At 59.5% G+C, this 15,643-nt stretch carries 15 protein-coding genes; 8 read left to right on the top strand and 7 right to left on the bottom strand.

Annotation, left to right across the window (positions count from 1 at the left end):
• Nucleotides 1-7: 7 nt before the first annotated feature.
• Together AADW57_RS14245 and AADW57_RS14240 are read left to right on the top strand one after the other, a co-directional pair.
• Nucleotides 8-544: an isochorismatase family protein gene (locus AADW57_RS14245; protein WP_341667553.1), complete on the top strand. Its 537-nt coding sequence runs from the start codon at nucleotides 8-10 to the stop codon at nucleotides 542-544.
• Between the two features lie 123 nt (nucleotides 545-667).
• Nucleotides 668-895 (top strand): glycine zipper 2TM domain-containing protein, encoded by a 228-nt coding sequence (locus AADW57_RS14240; RefSeq protein WP_341667552.1) that lies wholly within the window; start codon nucleotides 668-670, stop codon nucleotides 893-895.
• 595 nt (nucleotides 896-1,490) lie between these two features.
• Here the strand turns inward: AADW57_RS14240 and hydA are convergent.
• Together hydA and AADW57_RS14230 are read right to left on the bottom strand one after the other, a co-directional pair.
• Nucleotides 1,491-2,900, bottom strand: coding sequence for a dihydropyrimidinase (gene hydA, locus AADW57_RS14235; RefSeq protein ID WP_341667551.1), 1,410 nt, complete (start codon nucleotides 2,898-2,900; stop codon nucleotides 1,491-1,493).
• Between the two features lie 95 nt (nucleotides 2,901-2,995).
• Nucleotides 2,996-3,688 (bottom strand): GntR family transcriptional regulator, encoded by a 693-nt coding sequence (locus AADW57_RS14230; protein ID WP_341667550.1) that lies wholly within the window; start codon nucleotides 3,686-3,688, stop codon nucleotides 2,996-2,998.
• Nucleotides 3,689-3,834: 146 nt separating this feature from the next.
• Here AADW57_RS14230 and AADW57_RS14225 point away from each other — a divergent pair, with 146 nt between their 5' ends.
• The 4 genes from AADW57_RS14225 to AADW57_RS14210 are packed head-to-tail and all read left to right on the top strand — an operon-like array spanning nucleotide 3,835 to nucleotide 7,667.
• Nucleotides 3,835-4,578, top strand: coding sequence for a maleate cis-trans isomerase family protein (locus AADW57_RS14225; protein WP_341667549.1), 744 nt, complete (start codon nucleotides 3,835-3,837; stop codon nucleotides 4,576-4,578).
• A 48-nt stretch (nucleotides 4,579-4,626) separates the two neighbouring features.
• Nucleotides 4,627-5,679 (top strand): TRAP transporter substrate-binding protein, encoded by a 1,053-nt coding sequence (locus AADW57_RS14220; protein ID WP_341667548.1) that lies wholly within the window; start codon nucleotides 4,627-4,629, stop codon nucleotides 5,677-5,679.
• A gap of 54 nt (nucleotides 5,680-5,733) precedes the next feature.
• The gene (locus AADW57_RS14215) at nucleotides 5,734-6,357 is read left to right on the top strand and encodes a TRAP transporter small permease subunit (RefSeq protein ID WP_341667547.1); all 624 of its coding nucleotides are present in this window, start codon (nucleotides 5,734-5,736) and stop codon (nucleotides 6,355-6,357) included.
• The gene (locus tag AADW57_RS14210) at nucleotides 6,354-7,667 is read left to right on the top strand and encodes a TRAP transporter large permease (protein ID WP_341667546.1); all 1,314 of its coding nucleotides are present in this window, start codon (nucleotides 6,354-6,356) and stop codon (nucleotides 7,665-7,667) included. Before AADW57_RS14215 ends, AADW57_RS14210 begins: the two co-directional genes overlap by 4 nt.
• A gap of 115 nt (nucleotides 7,668-7,782) precedes the next feature.
• Here the strand turns inward: AADW57_RS14210 and AADW57_RS14205 are convergent, their stop codons facing one another.
• The 5 genes from AADW57_RS14205 to AADW57_RS14185 all read right to left on the bottom strand — a co-directional run bounded on the left by AADW57_RS14205 (nucleotide 7,783) and on the right by AADW57_RS14185 (nucleotide 13,100).
• Nucleotides 7,783-8,928, bottom strand: a complete 1,146-nt coding sequence (locus tag AADW57_RS14205) for an aromatic ring-hydroxylating oxygenase subunit alpha (protein WP_341667545.1) — start codon at nucleotides 8,926-8,928, stop codon at nucleotides 7,783-7,785.
• Between the two features lie 290 nt (nucleotides 8,929-9,218).
• On the bottom strand, nucleotides 9,219-9,515 hold the full coding sequence (minE, locus tag AADW57_RS14200) for a cell division topological specificity factor MinE (RefSeq protein WP_341667544.1): 297 nt from the start codon (nucleotides 9,513-9,515) through the stop codon (nucleotides 9,219-9,221).
• Nucleotide 9,516: 1 nt separating this feature from the next.
• Nucleotides 9,517-10,332 (bottom strand): septum site-determining protein MinD, encoded by an 816-nt coding sequence (gene minD / locus AADW57_RS14195; protein ID WP_341667543.1) that lies wholly within the window; start codon nucleotides 10,330-10,332, stop codon nucleotides 9,517-9,519.
• 200 nt (nucleotides 10,333-10,532) lie between these two features.
• Nucleotides 10,533-11,312, bottom strand: a complete 780-nt coding sequence (gene minC / locus AADW57_RS14190) for a septum site-determining protein MinC (protein ID WP_341667542.1) — start codon at nucleotides 11,310-11,312, stop codon at nucleotides 10,533-10,535.
• A 30-nt stretch (nucleotides 11,313-11,342) separates the two neighbouring features.
• Entirely contained in the window at nucleotides 11,343-13,100 is a 1,758-nt protein-coding gene (locus AADW57_RS14185) for a glutamine--tRNA ligase/YqeY domain fusion protein (protein ID WP_341667541.1), read from the bottom strand.
• A 149-nt stretch (nucleotides 13,101-13,249) separates the two neighbouring features.
• Here AADW57_RS14185 and AADW57_RS14180 point away from each other — a divergent pair, with 149 nt between their 5' ends.
• Both AADW57_RS14180 and AADW57_RS14175 read left to right on the top strand, forming a co-directional pair.
• The gene (locus tag AADW57_RS14180) at nucleotides 13,250-14,590 is read left to right on the top strand and encodes a cytochrome ubiquinol oxidase subunit I (RefSeq protein ID WP_341667540.1); all 1,341 of its coding nucleotides are present in this window, start codon (nucleotides 13,250-13,252) and stop codon (nucleotides 14,588-14,590) included.
• Nucleotides 14,587-15,636, top strand: coding sequence for a cytochrome d ubiquinol oxidase subunit II (locus AADW57_RS14175; RefSeq protein WP_341667539.1), 1,050 nt, complete (start codon nucleotides 14,587-14,589; stop codon nucleotides 15,634-15,636). The genes AADW57_RS14180 and AADW57_RS14175 overlap by 4 nt, the downstream gene beginning before the upstream one ends.
• Nucleotides 15,637-15,643 lie beyond the last annotated feature (7 nt).

Below are 15,643 nucleotides of genomic sequence, written 5' to 3'. Positions count from 1 at the left end.
AGTTGCCATGCCTGTGCTGACCGCCCACCAGTCGTTGGTGTTGATTGTCGATATGCAAACCGGCCTATTGCCGGCGATTGCCGATCATGCTGCGTTGCTCGATCGCGCGGGCAAGTTGGCGCAGGCGGCACGCCTTCTGGGCGTGCCGGTGTTTGCGACCGAGCACTGGGCCGACAAGATCGGGCCTACCGATCGGTCCCTGACCCCGCATCTGGACCAGGTTCTGCATAAGAAGCACTTTGACGCTACCCGCGAAGTGGATTTTCTGCCGGCTTTGCCGGTGGGGCGGCCACGAGTGTTGCTTCTGGGCACAGAGGCGCATATTTGCGTGTTACAAACTGGCCTGGGCTTGAAAGAGCGCGGATACGAGCCGGTACTGGTGGGGGATTGCGTGGGTTCGCGTCGTCACGAAGACCGGCAGGCCGCCTGGGACCGTTGGGCCCAGCATGGCCTGGAGCGCGTCAGCGCCGAGATGGCCATGTTCGAGTGGCTGGAAATCCCGTCCAATCCGGCTTTCAGGCAGGTGCTGGCTTTGGTTAAGTAGCGGCAAAGGCGGGGTTTACAAATGTAGTGTTACCTAACAACCCCGTTGTCGTCATTTCTTGCTACTGTCGTGAGATATCCGTTAATGTTGTTTTAACAACAGCTATTTCACGGAGAGTCGTATATGAAATTAGCCATTATCACTAAAGCAGGCCTGGCCGCTGTTCTGGCTGTTACCCTGGCCGGATGCTCCTCTTGGGACAATATGAGCCATCGCCAGAAAAGCACGGTTACTGGTGCTGGATTAGGCGGTGTCGCCGGAGCCGTGATCAGCGGTGGTGGTGTACTGGGCACGGTAGGCGGTGCGGCCATCGGTGGCGTTATTGGCGACCAGGTCGGCAAGAATCGCTAACTGTTACGCAGTACCGTGCAAAGCCCCAACCCCTTGGATATCCAAGGGGTTTTTATTTGGTTCTTCGAAGCATTCCGGAAGCCAATTTACCCAGTCGATGAGGAACTGGCTTTTTGAAGGCGCCTTGAACGGCTCAAAACACCGATGACATAGCCCTGACTATATATATCCGTACTCAACAGAACATTTAGTGTATGGCTGATGTCTTGTACGGCGTACGCGCACGTCCCGCCATGTAGGCCAAGCACGGCGGTGCTGTTCTCGTCAGGCCGATCCTAGCGGGCCGGTGGGCGAGTCAGGGTCTTCGCCGCAGGCGGGATGTCGGGGCGGGAGGTAAGGGGCGTGCTGTTCGAGCAGGACGCTTGTGATTCGTCCGGTGGACGAATCACCCTGCGAGTTCACGCTCCGCCCGCCCCGGCATCCTGACCAGGGAACCCGCGCACAGCGCGGGCGAAGGACTTAGCCCAGCCGGCCCGCTAGGATCGGCCTGGCGAGAACCCGAGGTACTCTCTGCTCGGCCCAAACGGCCCAAGCAATACGAAGGAATCTCCGGTGTTTAGCGCAGCCCCTTTTATTTGCGCGTAACCCCTTTCGCTTAGCGCAGGCGACCGTCCAGCGTGGGGTTTTGACAAGACATGAACTGGCCTGCGCCCGCTTCGCCCACGAACCGGAAGTCCTTGCTGACCAGCTTGCCGCGCGAAAATGTCATCATGGGCCAGCCCTGCACGATAGTGCCTTCGTATGGTGTGTAGTCCACGGCATGATGCAGGGCTTCATTGCGTATGGTGACGCGCTGGTCTGTTTTCCAGAGCACCAGATCGGCGTCGCCGCCGATCACGATAGAGCCTTTGCGTGGATACAAGCCATAGAGTTTGGCGGGATTGGTGGCGGTCAGTGCCACGAACTGGTGCACATTGATCCGGCCCTCGTTGACGCCGCCCGAGAACAGCAAGGGCAGGCGTGTTTCCAGGCCAGGGATGCCGTTGGGTATGTATTGAAAGTCAGGCTCCTGGCCCGCTAATTTTTTACCGCAGGGGTCCTCGAAGTTAAAGGGCGCGTGGTCCGACGAAAAGATGCTGAAGATATTTTTTTCCAGGCCATTCCAGACGGCCTGCTGATTGTCTTTGTCGCGGGGCGGCGGGCTGCAGACGAACTTGGCTCCATGGAAATGGGGTTCGTCCAGATGGTCCTGGGTCAGGAACAGGTACTGTGGACAGGTTTCGGCATATATTTTCAGTCCCTGGCCTTGGGCCCAATGGATCTGCGCGATGGCTTCGCGGCCCGACACATGCACGATCAGGATAGGTACGTCCACCAGTTCAGACAGCGTGATGGCCCGGTGTGTGGCCTCGCGCTCCACAGCCGAAGGGCGCGAGACGGCGTGATAGCGAGGGTCTGTCTGCCCGGCGGCGCTCAGCTTTTCCGTCAGCCAGGTGATGCAGTCGGCGCTTTCGGCATGAATCATGACCAGGGCACCTTCGCGGCGCGCCACATCCAGGGCTTTCAGTATCTCCAGATCGCTCAGTTTCAGATCGTCGTAGGTCATGTAGATCTTGAAGGACGTGTAGCCTTCGCGCACCAGCTCGGGCAGTTCGTGTTCCAGCACGTGGGGCGTGGCGTCCGCGACGATCAGGTGAAACGCATAGTCGATGGCGGCCTTGCCGTGCGCCCGTTGGTGGTAGTCGTCCACGGCGGCCCGCAGCGATTGGCCCTTTTCCTGGGCAGCAAAGGGAATGACGGTCGTGGTGCCACCGCAGGCAGCCGAGCGCGTACCGCTCAGAAAATCGTCGGCCATGCGCACGCCTTCCGGCATGGGTTGGTCCAGGTGGCAGTGCGCATCGACGCCCCCGGGCAACACCAGATAGCCGGATGCGTCCACGGTTTCCCGTGCGCCCTCCAGTCCTTGGGCCAGGGTAGTGATGCGGCCATCTTGTATGCCTATATCGCAGGTGTAGCGTTCGCTGGCCGTGGCAATGTCCGCGTTTTTAATGATCAGGTCAAACATGGGAAGTCTCCGGCTCGTGTCTTCTGTGGACACTGTGGTTCAAGATAGAGAGGCCCTGCGCGCCAGCTTGGCCGGGCAGGGGGGCAAGACGCCGCTCAGTCCTGCCCGTCGGCGGGCAGGCCGGCCAGTACGGCTTGTCCTGTGTTGCGCATGTGTTCGCTCATGGCGGCGATCAGGCCGGCACGATCTCGGGCTTGCAAGGCGTGCATGATGTGTCCGTGCTCGGTCACCGACTCCAGCCAGCGGTCCGGGTTCAGGTTGGCCATGTAGCGCGCACGGGCGATCTTGACGCCCAACTGCTTTTCGATGTCGGCCAGTACGCTGTTGCCGGCCAGGCGGCTGAACTCGTGGTGTACGTTCTGGTTCAGTTTGAAGTAGCCGTCCCGATCGCCCTGGCGGGCGGCATCCACCATCGCCGTGTGCAGTTGCATCAGGCCTTGCACATCCTGGTCGCTGGCGTGTTCCAGCAATTGCTCGGCCACCAGGGCCTGCAGATTGGTCATGACCTGGAATATCTCGCGCAGTTCTTGCAGATCGATAGCCGTGATGCGGGCTCCCTTGTTGGGTAACAGTTCGATCAGGCCTTCTTGGGCGATGACTTTCAGCGCTTCGCGCAGTGGCGTGCGCGAGACATCGAACAGATCGGACAGATATTGCTCGTGTACGCGGCTGCCCGGTTTTAATTCGGCTTTCAGGATCAGGCTGCGTAACTGGTTGGCGATGACCAGATACATAGGCTCGCGCTTGACGCGCAAGGCTGTGCTGGGAGTAGTGCTGATGCCATTCATGGCGATGCTCCGTTTGGGTTTCTTAGAACATTCCCTAATCCGCGCGATTTTTGGTTGCGGCTTTGCAGTGGATTTTATAGCATGTTTTTGAACATTGAATTTTGCATACAAAATTAAAAACGCAAATTTTATCAGGAGACCCCGTAATGAAACGGACCTTGCTGGGCATGATCACCCCGTCCTCCAACACGGTGCTGGAGCCCTACACCAGCGCATTGCTGATGGACATGTTTCCCTTGGTGACGGCGCACTTTCAGCGTTTTGTCGTGCGCGAGATTTCGCTGGAGGACGGCGCGCTGGCTCAGTTTTCCTTGCCTGCCTTGTTGGAGGCGGCCGAACTGCTGAGCGATGCGCGCATGGATGCCATTGCCTGGAGCGGCACGGCGGCAAGCTGGCTGGGTTTTGAGGTCGATGAACGGCTATGCGCCGCGATTGTTGACCGCACCGGTATTGCGGCCACGACCAGTGTGCTGGCCTTGAACGAAGTGCTGGCGCGCGGCAATGTGGGCCGGTTGGGCTTGGTTACGCCCTATCTGAAGGATGTGCAGCAAGCCATTGTGCGCAATTACGATGCGGCCGGGCATCAGGTGGTGGCCGAAGAGCATCTGGGCGATAAAGGTAATTTTTCGTTCTCGGAATATGACGAGTCCACCCTGCGCGAGATGATCTACCGGGTAGCCGAGCGTCAGCCCGAGGCCATTGCGATTCTGTGCACGAATCTGCGTGGCGCGCGGCTGGTGGATGAGATTGAAAAAGAGATCGGTATTCCAGTGTATGACTCGGTCAGCGTGACAGTCTGGAAGTCGCTGTTGTTGGCCGGACAAGACCCGTCCCGCATACAGGGATGGGGACAGTTGTTCCGACAATCCAGTCTGGCAGAAAGAGCATAAAGCCGCGCCGGACTTATTTATCAGGATCACAAGCAAGGAGGAGACACCATGCAACACCTGAAACTCAAGAAGTGCCTGGGCAGTGCCCTGTTGGGCGCAGGCCTGCTGGCCGGCGGGATCAGTCAGGCGGAGACGCCGCTGCGTGTCGTCGGCAATTTTTCCGGCAACAAAATCCATGTGGAGCAGATTGAACGGCCCTTTTTCGAGCAGTTGCAGACCAGCATGGGCGTGCCCGTGGTCTACAACACGATGGACGCCATTGGAGTGAATGCGGCCGACGCCTTGCGTATGTTGCGCTCCGGCTCCTTCGATATCATGTCGGTGCAGATCGGCATGGCCTCCCGGGATGATCCCTTTTTTGAAGGCATCGATCTGGCCGGTGTATCCGCCGACCTGGAGAGCCAGCGCAAGGCGGTCGATGCGTTTCGCGACAAGATGGACGAGCGCTTGCAGCAGCGCTTCAATGCCAAATTGCTGACATTGTGGCCGTTTGGCGCGCAAGTGCTGTTTTGCAATGGCGATATCCATTCGGTGGATGATCTAAAGGGTAAGAAGGTGCGGGTGTTTACGCCTTCCATGTCGCGGTTGGTGGAAGGCCTGGGGGCGACGCCCGTTACGCTGCAGTTCAGCGAGGTGTATCTAGCCTTGCAGCGCGGCGTGGCCGACTGCGGCGTGACCGCACCCAGCGCCGGCAACAGCGGCAAGTGGCCGGAAGTGACCAAGGTACTCTTGCCTTTGCCGCTGTCCTATTCGGTGCAAGGCCACCTGATGAATCTGGATCGCTGGAAGCAATTGAGTCCGGAGCAGCAGGCCAAGCTGCAAGCCCAGTTCAGAACGATGGACGACAGCATGTGGGATCTGGCCAGCGTCAATAACCAGGACGCCATCCAGTGCAGCACGGGGCAGGGCGAGTGCAAGCAGCATACGGCCTACAGCATGCGCGAAGTACCTATCGATGCGCAGAACCGGCAACGTGTCGTGGAACTGACCAATCAGGTCGTATTGCCGGCCTGGGCGACCAGTTGCTCGCGCAACTACAAAGAGTGCAAGACGGTCTGGAACGAGACGGTGGGCCAGGCAACGGGTTTTGCCATTCAATAAGTGCGAACAAAACAGGATGCTCCGGGCCGGGCCCGGGCATCCGGGAGAAGTGTTATGTCAGAACACGGAAACAGCGCGGCCCAGCTCGTCGTCAGGATGGCGGCCATGGTGGCCGGTTATGCCACATTTATCCTGTCCATTCTGATCACGGTAGAGGTGATCTGTCGCAAATTCTTTGGTTTTTCATTTCAGGGTGTTGATGAGTACGGCGGCTATGTCCTGGCGATTGGTGTCAGCCTGAGCCTGTCGTATGCACTGGTCATGCGGGCCCATACCCGTGTGGATGTGCTGATCAACCCGCTGGGGCGTCGCCTGCGGGCAGGCTTTAATGTGCTTGCGGCGGCCATGATGGCGGCGCTGGCCTGCTTTCTGTGTTGGCAGAGCGTGGCAACGCTGCGCGAAACCTTGGAGTTCGACAGCCGTGCCTCTACACCGCTGGAGACGCCGTTGTGGATTCCGCAGTTGATTTGGGTGGCAGGGTTTGCCTTGTTTGCTGTCGTGGCCTTGAGCTATCTGATCCGTGGCTTGCGTTTGGCGGCGGGCGGTCAGGTGGATGCGCTCAATGGCTTGCTGGGTCCCAAGACGACCGACGAAGAGCTGAACGAGGCCTTGGAGGATAGTCAGATGACCCGCTTGTCCGGTCCCGTCCCCGATGCACACATGGAGGTCAAGCCATGATTACCTTGATGGGTATAGCAGGCGGTTTTGCGCTGCTGTTGCTGTTGCTGGCGGCCGGCATCAGTGTCGCCGTGGCCATTTTTACGGTGGCGACGGCCGGGGTGTTGATGTATCTGAACACCTCTTTGCTGTTTAACTTTGGCAACAATCTGTGGGCGACGCTGAATGATTTTCTGCTGACCGCCATCCCCTTGTTTATTTTGCTGGGCGAGATCTTGTTGCGCTGCGGCATTACCGAGCGTATGTACGGGGCCTTGTCGGTGTGGCTGCAACGACTGCCGGGCGGCTTGCTGCACACCAATATCGGTGCATCTACGGTGTTTTCCGCCATGTCGGGCTCGTCGGTGGCCACCGCCGCCACCATAGGCACGGTGGCCTTGCCGGCTTTTCAGCAGCGCGGCTATAACGAGCGCCTGGCTTTAGGTTCTTTGGCGGCGGGGGCGACGCTGGGAATTCTGATTCCGCCCAGCATCAATATGATTATTTATGGCGCGATCACCAACACATCCATCGGCAAGCTGTTCATTGCCGGGATTTTGCCTGGCCTGGCGCTGGCCCTGGCCTTCAGCGCCACGATCTATTTGTATGCCGTGTTCAAGCCCGGGGTCGCGGGGCAGGGCGAGCCGCTGGCCAGCTGGGACGAGAAGCTGGCGGCCCTGAAGGATTTGCTGCCGCCGGCCTTTGTGTTTTTTATCGTCATGGGCAGCATCTACAGCGGTTGGGCCACACCTACCGAGGCCGCCGCTTTGGGCGTGGTGGCGGCGTTGCTGGTGGCTGCGCAGCGTCGCAAGTTGACGCTGACCATGTTGCACGAGTGCTTTCTGTCTATGGCCCGTACCACGGCGATGTTGCTGCTGATTATTGTGGGTGCCTACTTCATGAATTACGTGGTGGGCATTCTGGGGATTCCGGCCGCCTTGTCGCGCTGGGTATCCGAACTGGGATTGAGCCCGCTGACGCTGATTTTGATGTTGGTAGTGTTCTATCTGGTACTGGGCTGCTTTCTGGAAACCTTGTCCATGATGATTGCCACCGTGCCCATTGTGGTGCCTCTGGTCATGCAGTTCGGCTTCGATCCGGTCTGGTTCGGTATTTTCCTGGTGCTGATGATGGAAATATCCTTGATCACGCCACCCGTGGGCATGAATCTGTATGTGGTTCAGGGAGTGCGTGGCCGTGGTGCCATTACCGATGTGATGTTGGGTAGTCTGCCCTTTATGCTGGTCATGCTGCTGTTTGTGCTGGGCATGATTATTTGGCCGCAGGCCGTGCTCTGGCTACCCGACCTGATGATGTCGACCGGGGGTTAAGGTACAGGCCGTGTCTAGTCTGGCCCTGGGCAGTCGCGGGCGCGGCAGCCCCGGTCAAGGCGCATGATGCGCGCCGACACAACGCGAACCGAGGTTCGCGTTGTGTTTTGGTCTGCTACAACGGTGGATCGCCCATCTGCCGGCGATACCATTCGTGGAAGTGGCGCATGCCGTCCTCCAGGGGTGACTGGTAAGGACCGTGTTCGCAGATGCCGCGCTGCATCAATGCACGGCGGCCTGCGTCCATGCGCTCGGCTATTTCGTCATCTTCGATGGCCGTTTCCATATAGGCGGCGCGTTGCGATTGCACAAAGTCGCGCTCGAAGGCCACGATGTCCTCGGGGTAGTAGAACTCCACGACATTGATGGTTTCCTGTGGGCTTTTCGGATATAGCGTGGACAGAACCAGCACATGCGGGTAGAGCTCGATCATGTGGGTGGGGAAGTAGGTCAGCCATACCGCGCCGAAATCAGGTGTCTGGCCGCTGCGGTAGGCGAGTAGATTGTCATGCCAACGGCGGTAGACTTCCGATCCGGGGTTGGCCAGGGCCTGGTGTACGCCGACGCGTTGCAGGCTATACCAATCGCCGAACTCCCATTCTAAGTCGTCACAGGTCACGAATTGGCCCAAGCCTGGATGGAAGGGCGCAACGTGGTAGTCCTCCAGGTAGACCTCGATAAAGGTTTTCCAGTTGTAGTTGCACCGATGGATTTCGACATGGTCCAGCACATAATCGCCAAAGTCGAATTCAGGGCGGGCAAATAAGGAGGCCATGTCGGCCGCAGGGTCGCGGGGGCCCTCGAACAGCAGGCCGTGGCAGTCGCGCAGGCGGTAGCGCTGCAGGTTCAGACAGGGCTTTTCCGAAAAACGCGGTGCGCTCAACAATTGCCCCTGCTCGTCGTAAGTCCAGTTATGCAGCGGGCAGACGATATGATTGCCGGTGCCGGCCAGATTGCCCTGCGCAGAGCCGCTTGCTTGGCCGGGCAGCCCGCCCAGCATCAAAGCCTGGCGGTGGCGGCAGATATTGGACAGCAGTTCGACACCGTTCTGGCCGCGTACCAATACGCGCGCACCGTCTTCTTGGGCCAATGCGCGCCAGTCGCCTCTTTCAGGGACGAGTTTTTCGCTGCCGATATAGAGCGATGACTGCTTGAAAATGAGTTCTTGCTCGCGCTTGAAGAGGGCTTCGTCAAAATAAGCATTGACGGGAAGCTGGGGGCGAGCCGGCACCACGTGTGCCATCCGACCAATGTCGGTCATGATTCCCTCCGCGTGGGTAAGTAGCCAGGGCGGTGAGATATGCTGACAAACCGTGACCGCTGCTGGCGCGAAGAAAAATCGGAACTGGCCGATTGCAAACCGAAAATTGTACCTTATCCCTTGTCTGCGGGCCTTGGGCGGCACCCGCAAACGCGTCAATGCCGTGCGCCCTTGATCTATGTCTGATGCAGGCTTGAGTCTGGGTCAAGGAGACCGCAAGGTACTAACACAGACAGACAAGCCGGCGCTACCTGCACCGGCTTGTCTGCATGGGGCAGACGATGCCGGTCTCAGGCTTTGCCGTCGGCCGATTTGCCCGCCAGGGTGGCGGCATCGACCTGCGGCATTTCTATTTTGACTTCCAGCACTTCCAGCGAGTCCTGGCGATCAAGATTGACCTTGATATCGTCGGGGTCGATTTTCACGTAGCGCGAAATGACTTCCACCAGCTCTTTCTGCAGGCGAGGCAGGTAGTCGGGGGCAACGCCGCCTTGACCACGCTCGTTGATGAGGATCAGCTGCAAACGGTCTTTGGCCACCGTGGCAGACGTCTTTTTGTGACCAAGCAGGAAGGACAGGAAAGACATATTACTTTCCTCCAAACAGGCGCTTGAACAGACCTGGTTTTTCGTAATCGACAAAGCGCAATGGTTTCTCTTCGCCCAGATAACGGGCAACGATATCTTGATAGGCCAGGGACACATCGCTTTCGCGGATGTGGATGACAGGCACGCCCTGGTTGGAAGCCTGCAGCACGGTTTCCGATTCGGGTGTTACGCCGATCAGTTTGATGCGCAGAATGTCCTCGACGTCCTGCAGCGACAGCATCTCGCCTTCGGACACGCGCTTGGGGCTGTAGCGGGTCAGGAGCAAATACTCTTTGATGGGTTCGCCGCCTTGTTCGGCGCGGCGCGACTTGGCAGCCAGAATGCCCAGAATGCGGTCGGAATCGCGGACCGAGGACACTTCGGGGTTGGTGACCACCAGTGCGTCGTCGGCGAAGTACGAAGCCATCAGGGCTCCGGTTTCGATGCCGGCGGGCGAGTCGCACACAATGTATTCAAAGCCCATGCCTTTGAGCTCTTCCAGGGCCTTTTCCACGCCTTCGCGCGTTAACGCGTCTTTGTCGCGGGTTTGCGAAGCGGGCAGGATAAACAGATTTTCCAGCTGTTTGTCACGGATCAAGGCCTGATTCAAGGTGGCCTCGCCCTGGATGACATTGACGAAGTCGTAGACGACGCGCCGCTCGCAACCCATGATCAGATCCAGGTTACGCAAGCCTACGTCGAAGTCGATGACGACGGTCTTGTGACCGCGCATCGCAAGACCGGATGCAAAACTGGCACTGGTGGTGGTCTTGCCCACACCGCCTTTGCCTGAGGTCACTACCACTATACGCGCCATGACAATCGGATTCCTTTGTTTTTCAAGTCACATAATCGTAAAGCATAACCGGCGCTATTTTGGCATCCGCCCTGCGACTTCGCCTAGAGCTTCGCAACAAAACATATCAATTGCGTCGATTCGTGCCGGTTTGCCGTAAAAAACTGCACTATTTTGTTCGTACTGCTGTTTTTGTCCGCCGCGCATTGCGCGCGGCGGCTTCAGGCACCGAGCGGATCTATCCGCAGCTTGTCGCCGTCCAGCGCCACCACGGCGGGCTTGTTGCGCAGTTGCGGGTCCAGCCGTGTTTCGATGATGCGGTAGACCCCGGCGATGGCCACCAGTTCGGGGTCCAGCTCGGTCGTGAATACGCGGGCGTTGGTATCGCCCCGGGCACCGGCCATGGCCTTGCCGCGCAAAGGGCCGTACACATGAATATTGCCGTCGGCGATGACTTCCGCGCCCTGGCTGACGGCACCCACCACGATCAGGTCGGTATGGCGGGCATAGATGCGCTGGCCCGAGCGCAGTTGCCGGTTGATGATGAGCGCCGCCGGAGCAATGGCCGGTGCCGCCTGCGCGGCTGCAGCCTGAGGGGGCGCGGTGGCCGGCTGGGGGGCGACGGACAGTGCCGGTACATCTTGCTCGGGGGCGGCCTGGGTTTGTGGGCGTGCCGGAGGGCTGGACAGCTCTACATTAGGCAGGCCGCTGTCCAGGGCGGCATCGATGTGGTCGGGGTGGGCCACCACGCCGACCGGATGCAGCTTGTACTGGCGCAAGGCGGCAATCAGGGCAGGCCAGTCTACCGTGGCGGCAATGGCACTGGCATCGATGACGACGGGCTCATCCTCGAAGAAGGAGCCGGCATCTTGCATGCGCTGCGCCAGCGCCGCCAGTTGCTCGGCCGTATCGGCCGAGCGCAGCACCACACGCACCGCATATAAGGTAGCGCTCTTGAAGTCCAGGGCCTGTGGCCCTTTGGCGTGAGTCTGTTCGTTCACTTGAGTTGTTGGTGATCGTTGATGAGGGGCTTAGACCCAGGTGTCTCTGAGGGTCGTGGTGCGATTCAGTACGGGTTTGGCCGGCGTGGATTCCACCCGGTCGGCCACGAAGTAGCCCAGGCGCTCGAATTGCCAGTGGGCGTCGGGCTCGGCCAGGGTGCCCGGTTCGATCCAGCCCTGGATAACGCGCAGCGAGTCCGGATTGATGTGCTCCAGGAAATCCTGGTCGCCCGAGTCGGGGTGCGGATGCGCGAACAGGCGGTCGTACAGGCGGATTTCGGCGGCAATGGCATGCTGGGCGCTGACCCAGGTGATATTGCCCTTGACCTTGACCGAATCCGCGCCGGGTGTACCGCTTTTGGTGTCGGGCAGGTATTCGGCGTGTACTTCGGTGACATTGCCGTCCGGGTCTTTGACGCAGCCGGTGCAGCGCACCACGTAGCCGTACTTCAGACGCACCTGATTGCCCGGGAACAGGCGGAAATACTTCTTGGGCGGTTCTTCTTTGAAGTCGTCGCGTTCGATGTAGAGCGTGCGCGAAAAGGGAAACTCGCGCTGGCCGGCGTCGGGCTGGTGCGGGTTGCGTGGAGCGTGGCACAGCTCGCTGTGGCCTTCGGGGTAGTTGGTGATGACCAGCTTGATCGGGTCCAGGATGGCCACGCTGCGGTCGGCCACGGGGTCCAGGTCATCGCGCAAGGCCTGTTCCAGACTGCTGTAGTCGATGTGCTGGGCCGCTTTGGAAACGCCCAGACGGTCGGTGAACAGGCGAATCGCGCCCGGCGTGTAGCCGCGTCGGCGCAGGCCAGCTAGCGTGGGCATGCGGGGGTCGTCCCAGCCCTGCACGTGGTTTTCCTGAACCAGTTGGCGCAGCTTGCGCTTGCTGGTGACCACGTAGGACAGGTTCAGGCGCGAGAACTCGTATTGCTGAGGCAGCGGGTCGGACAGTTGGCCCAGTTCCACCAGACGTTCCAGAATCCAGTTGTAGAAGGGACGCTGGTCTTCAAATTCCAGGGTACACAGGCTGTGGGTGATGCGCTCGAGCGCGTCTTCCACCGGGTGCGCCCAGCTGTACATGGGATAGATGCACCATTTGTCGCCGGTGCGGTGATGCTCGACGTGGCGGATGCGGTACATGACCGGGTCGCGCAGATTGATGTTGGGCGATGCCATATCGATCTTGGCGCGCAGCGCCATGCTGCCATCCGGGTGCTGGCCGTCGCGCATTTCGCGCAGCAGGCGCAGGGATTCCTGGGCGGGGCGGTCGCGCCAGGGGGAGTTCACGCCTTTTTCGGTCAGTGTGCCCCGGTTGGCGCGCATTTGCTCTGCGCTTTGTTCGTCTACGTAGGCATGGCCCGCTTCGATCAGTGCTTCGGCAAAGCGGTACATGTGATCGAAGTAGTCGCTGGCGAAGTAAAGATTGGTTTCGTTTTTGAAGGTCCAGTCAAAACCCAGCCACTGCACCATGTCGATAATGGCGTCCACGTACTCCTGCTCTTCTTTTTCGGGGTTGGTGTCGTCAAAGCGCAGGTGACAGGCACCCTGGTATTCGCTGGCCAGACCGAAGTTCAGACAGATGCTCTTGGCATGACCGATGTGCAGGTAGCCATTGGGTTCGGGGGGGAAGCGGGTGCGGATGCGCGCCGTGTCCGGCTCGGCGCCCTGCTGGACATCGGCCGGGCCGGGCTGTCCGGCCCAGCTTTTCTGGGCATAGCGGCCGGCGCTCAGGTCCTGGTCGATGATCGTACGCAGAAAATTAGAGGCGGGGGCGGGAGTGGAAGCAGAGGTCATACACGTATGAAAAAAAGAAAGCGACAGGCTAATCGGCCATTTTGCCACGTTCTTGTTTTACTGGGGTATTCGCAAACAGAAATGGTCGCGCCGACCTTGCGCGTAACGGTGGCGTCGGCACGCCGATTCGCCCTACACTACCGCTCATTATGACGCACTCCGCCCTTTCTCTTTCTCAGGCTCAGTTCTTCCTTAGTCTGGGCTTCATGTTGCTGTTCCTTGCCCTGGAACTGGGCTTGTCCTGGGTGTTGTTTTATTTTAGAGTTAAAACATTCGGGAGCAGGCACCATGCCTGGATGGGGGCCTATCGTTTCTGGGTGCGCATCTTTGCCTTGGCGTTCATACTCAGTTTCGCTGCATCCATGCCGGTGCTGATCCAGTTCGGCAGTGTGTGGCCGGGCCTGATGGAGCAGGTGGGCGATGTGGTCGGTCCCATGCTGGCCGCATCCATGTTGTCCCTGTTCATTTTCAAGTCCTGCTTTTTGGGGGTGATGCTGTTTGCTCAGCGTATGCTCTCCAATGCGGTGCATACTTTGGTCGTGTTCATGGTGGCGCTGGGCGTGACCTTGACCGCTTTCTGGCTGGTCGCTATTTTGGCCTGGATGCAGGTGCCCACGGGCGTGGATGTGCTGGAAGGGCATTATGTCGTGGTGGACTGGCTGGCGGTGCTGGCCACGCCGGCCTTGCCCTGGTATGGCGGCTTGCTGCTGGCGGGCAGTCTACTGACTGTAGCCTTTTTTATGTTGGGAGTCAGCTGCGCGCAGACCATGCAAAGACCTGTAACGGATAGCGAACGGTTGGCATTTCGCACCGCTCTTTTTCTGGGCGTGGGGGCCTGGTGCGTTCAACTGTTCATGGTCGTGGGCAATGGCTTCATGACCGCCGAGCATCAGCCGGCCAAAGCGGCGGCGACAGCGGCCTATTGGCATAGCGGTGTGCAGCCGGACTTGTTGTTCGCAGCTGCCTCGCCCGGCGTTCAAGAGGGTGTGCTGGGCGCGCTGCGCTGGTCGCATGCGGGTGGGCGCTGGCTGGGGCAGGATGCAGATGGCGTCTTGATCGGCCTGGACCGCTTCGCGCATGCGCTGCCGCCGGTCGCCTTGACGTTCTGGTCGTTTCGTCTGGCTGTGCTCGCAGGAGTGCTGATGCTGCTGGTGTTGGGATGGGCGCTGCTGCGCACGCGTCGTTATGGTCTGGACCCACATTCGCTTTCTTATCGGTCGCGCCAGGTCCTGGTCGGGGCGTCGGTGCTGGGCTGGGTCATGCTGCTGGCCGGTGCCGCCTACGTGTTGTTCGGCTTTGCACCCTACCTGGTTGGCTCCGATATTACGCTGGCCCAGGTGCAGGGCAGCAATAGCGCGGCGACCGTAGCACTGGGCCTGCTGGCTTATGGCTTGGTGTACGCCTTGTGCATGGTCGGCTTTTTGCAGATGCTGCGACATGTCGTGCGTTTTGGCGTTGTGCCTGTTGCTCGTCATCGGGGGCGCGCATGATTGATTCTTTTGCCAATGCCGTGGGCATCGGTGCCCACGATCCCGTCTTTTGGATGCCGCTGGCCTTTCTGGCCCTGTTTTTCTTGATCATTGTGGCCGGTACGGTCCTCGATGGTTTTGACATCGGCGTGGGTTGCCTGTCTTTGCTGGCCCCCGAGTCTTTGCGGCCGCGCATGTTGTCTTTGCTCAGTCCGTGGCGTGACGCAAACGAGTTCTGGCTGTTTTTGGGCCTGGGCTTGTTTGTATGTGCCTTTCCCAAGGCATGGGGCGCGGTCATGGGGCAATTGTATGGACCGCTTTGCGCGTTGGGGGTGGGGGTGTTCATGCGCTCGGTGTCGTTCGAGTTGCGCATGCGTGCGCCGCTGGAGCTGCAATCGCGCTGGCAGACCGGCTTTGCCCTGGGCTCGCTTATTACCGCATTTTCGCACGGCGTGCTGCTGGCGCAGGTCGCTGTCGGCTTTCAGAGCGACGCGGGCTATGTCTGGTTTTCCGTTTTCATGGGTTTTTGTGCCGTCGCTGCATACTGCTTGTTGGGGGCCAGTTGGTTGATCATGCGCGAGGCGGGCGAGTTGCGCGCACGCGCCGTCAGTTGGGGGCGGCGTTCGGTGCGCTGGTTTGCCGCCGGGGCCGTGGGCGTGTCGGTGGTGTTGGCCTTTGTCAATGCCGGTGTCTTGCTGAAATGGACCGACGGCCCTTATTGGGGATTGGTTCTGCTTCTGTGGGCCGTCATCCTGATCAGTTTCGTGTCTATCGAAATGAGCCTACAGCGCATGATCAACAGCAGCTACAGGACCACGGCACTGCCTTTTCTGCTGACCTTGTTCGTCATGGTTTCGGTCATGGGGGGGCTGGCTTTCAGCTTCTTTCCCTATTTAATTCTTGACGAAATGACCATTTGGGATGCGGCCGCGTCGGTGCCGTCGCTGGCCTTGATTTTGTCGGCCATTATTATTGCCTTGCCGATCACGCTGATTTTCAATGTGTGGGTGTACTGGCGCATGTTCGGTCTGTCGCAGCCGCCGCAGCCGCCCAGCTTCAAAGGTTGAAAACATT

Origin of the sequence: Alcaligenes sp. SDU_A2 (assembly GCF_038237375.1) — a bacterium.
Classification (GTDB): Bacteria; Pseudomonadota; Gammaproteobacteria; order Burkholderiales; family Burkholderiaceae_B; genus Alcaligenes.
The sequence above is the reverse complement of the archived record's forward strand: the minus strand, read 5'-3'. Positions and strand labels throughout refer to the sequence as shown.

Coding starts and splice junctions, on each gene's coding strand:
- AADW57_RS14245 (WP_341667553.1), top strand. CDS start 8: ATGCCTGTGCTGACCGCCCACCAGTCGTTGGTGTTGATTGTCGATATG.
- AADW57_RS14240 (WP_341667552.1), top strand. CDS start 668: ATGAAATTAGCCATTATCACTAAAGCAGGCCTGGCCGCTGTTCTGGCT.
- hydA (WP_341667551.1), bottom strand. CDS start 2,900: ATGTTTGACCTGATCATTAAAAACGCGGACATTGCCACGGCCAGCGAA.
- AADW57_RS14230 (WP_341667550.1), bottom strand. CDS start 3,688: ATGAATGGCATCAGCACTACTCCCAGCACAGCCTTGCGCGTCAAGCGC.
- AADW57_RS14225 (WP_341667549.1), top strand. CDS start 3,835: ATGAAACGGACCTTGCTGGGCATGATCACCCCGTCCTCCAACACGGTG.
- AADW57_RS14220 (WP_341667548.1), top strand. CDS start 4,627: ATGCAACACCTGAAACTCAAGAAGTGCCTGGGCAGTGCCCTGTTGGGC.
- AADW57_RS14215 (WP_341667547.1), top strand. CDS start 5,734: ATGTCAGAACACGGAAACAGCGCGGCCCAGCTCGTCGTCAGGATGGCG.
- AADW57_RS14210 (WP_341667546.1), top strand. CDS start 6,354: ATGATTACCTTGATGGGTATAGCAGGCGGTTTTGCGCTGCTGTTGCTG.
- AADW57_RS14205 (WP_341667545.1), bottom strand. CDS start 8,928: ATGACCGACATTGGTCGGATGGCACACGTGGTGCCGGCTCGCCCCCAG.
- minE (WP_341667544.1), bottom strand. CDS start 9,515: ATGTCTTTCCTGTCCTTCCTGCTTGGTCACAAAAAGACGTCTGCCACG.
- minD (WP_341667543.1), bottom strand. CDS start 10,332: ATGGCGCGTATAGTGGTAGTGACCTCAGGCAAAGGCGGTGTGGGCAAG.
- AADW57_RS14185 (WP_341667541.1), bottom strand. CDS start 13,100: ATGACCTCTGCTTCCACTCCCGCCCCCGCCTCTAATTTTCTGCGTACG.
- AADW57_RS14180 (WP_341667540.1), top strand. CDS start 13,250: ATGACGCACTCCGCCCTTTCTCTTTCTCAGGCTCAGTTCTTCCTTAGT.
- AADW57_RS14175 (WP_341667539.1), top strand. CDS start 14,587: ATGATTGATTCTTTTGCCAATGCCGTGGGCATCGGTGCCCACGATCCC.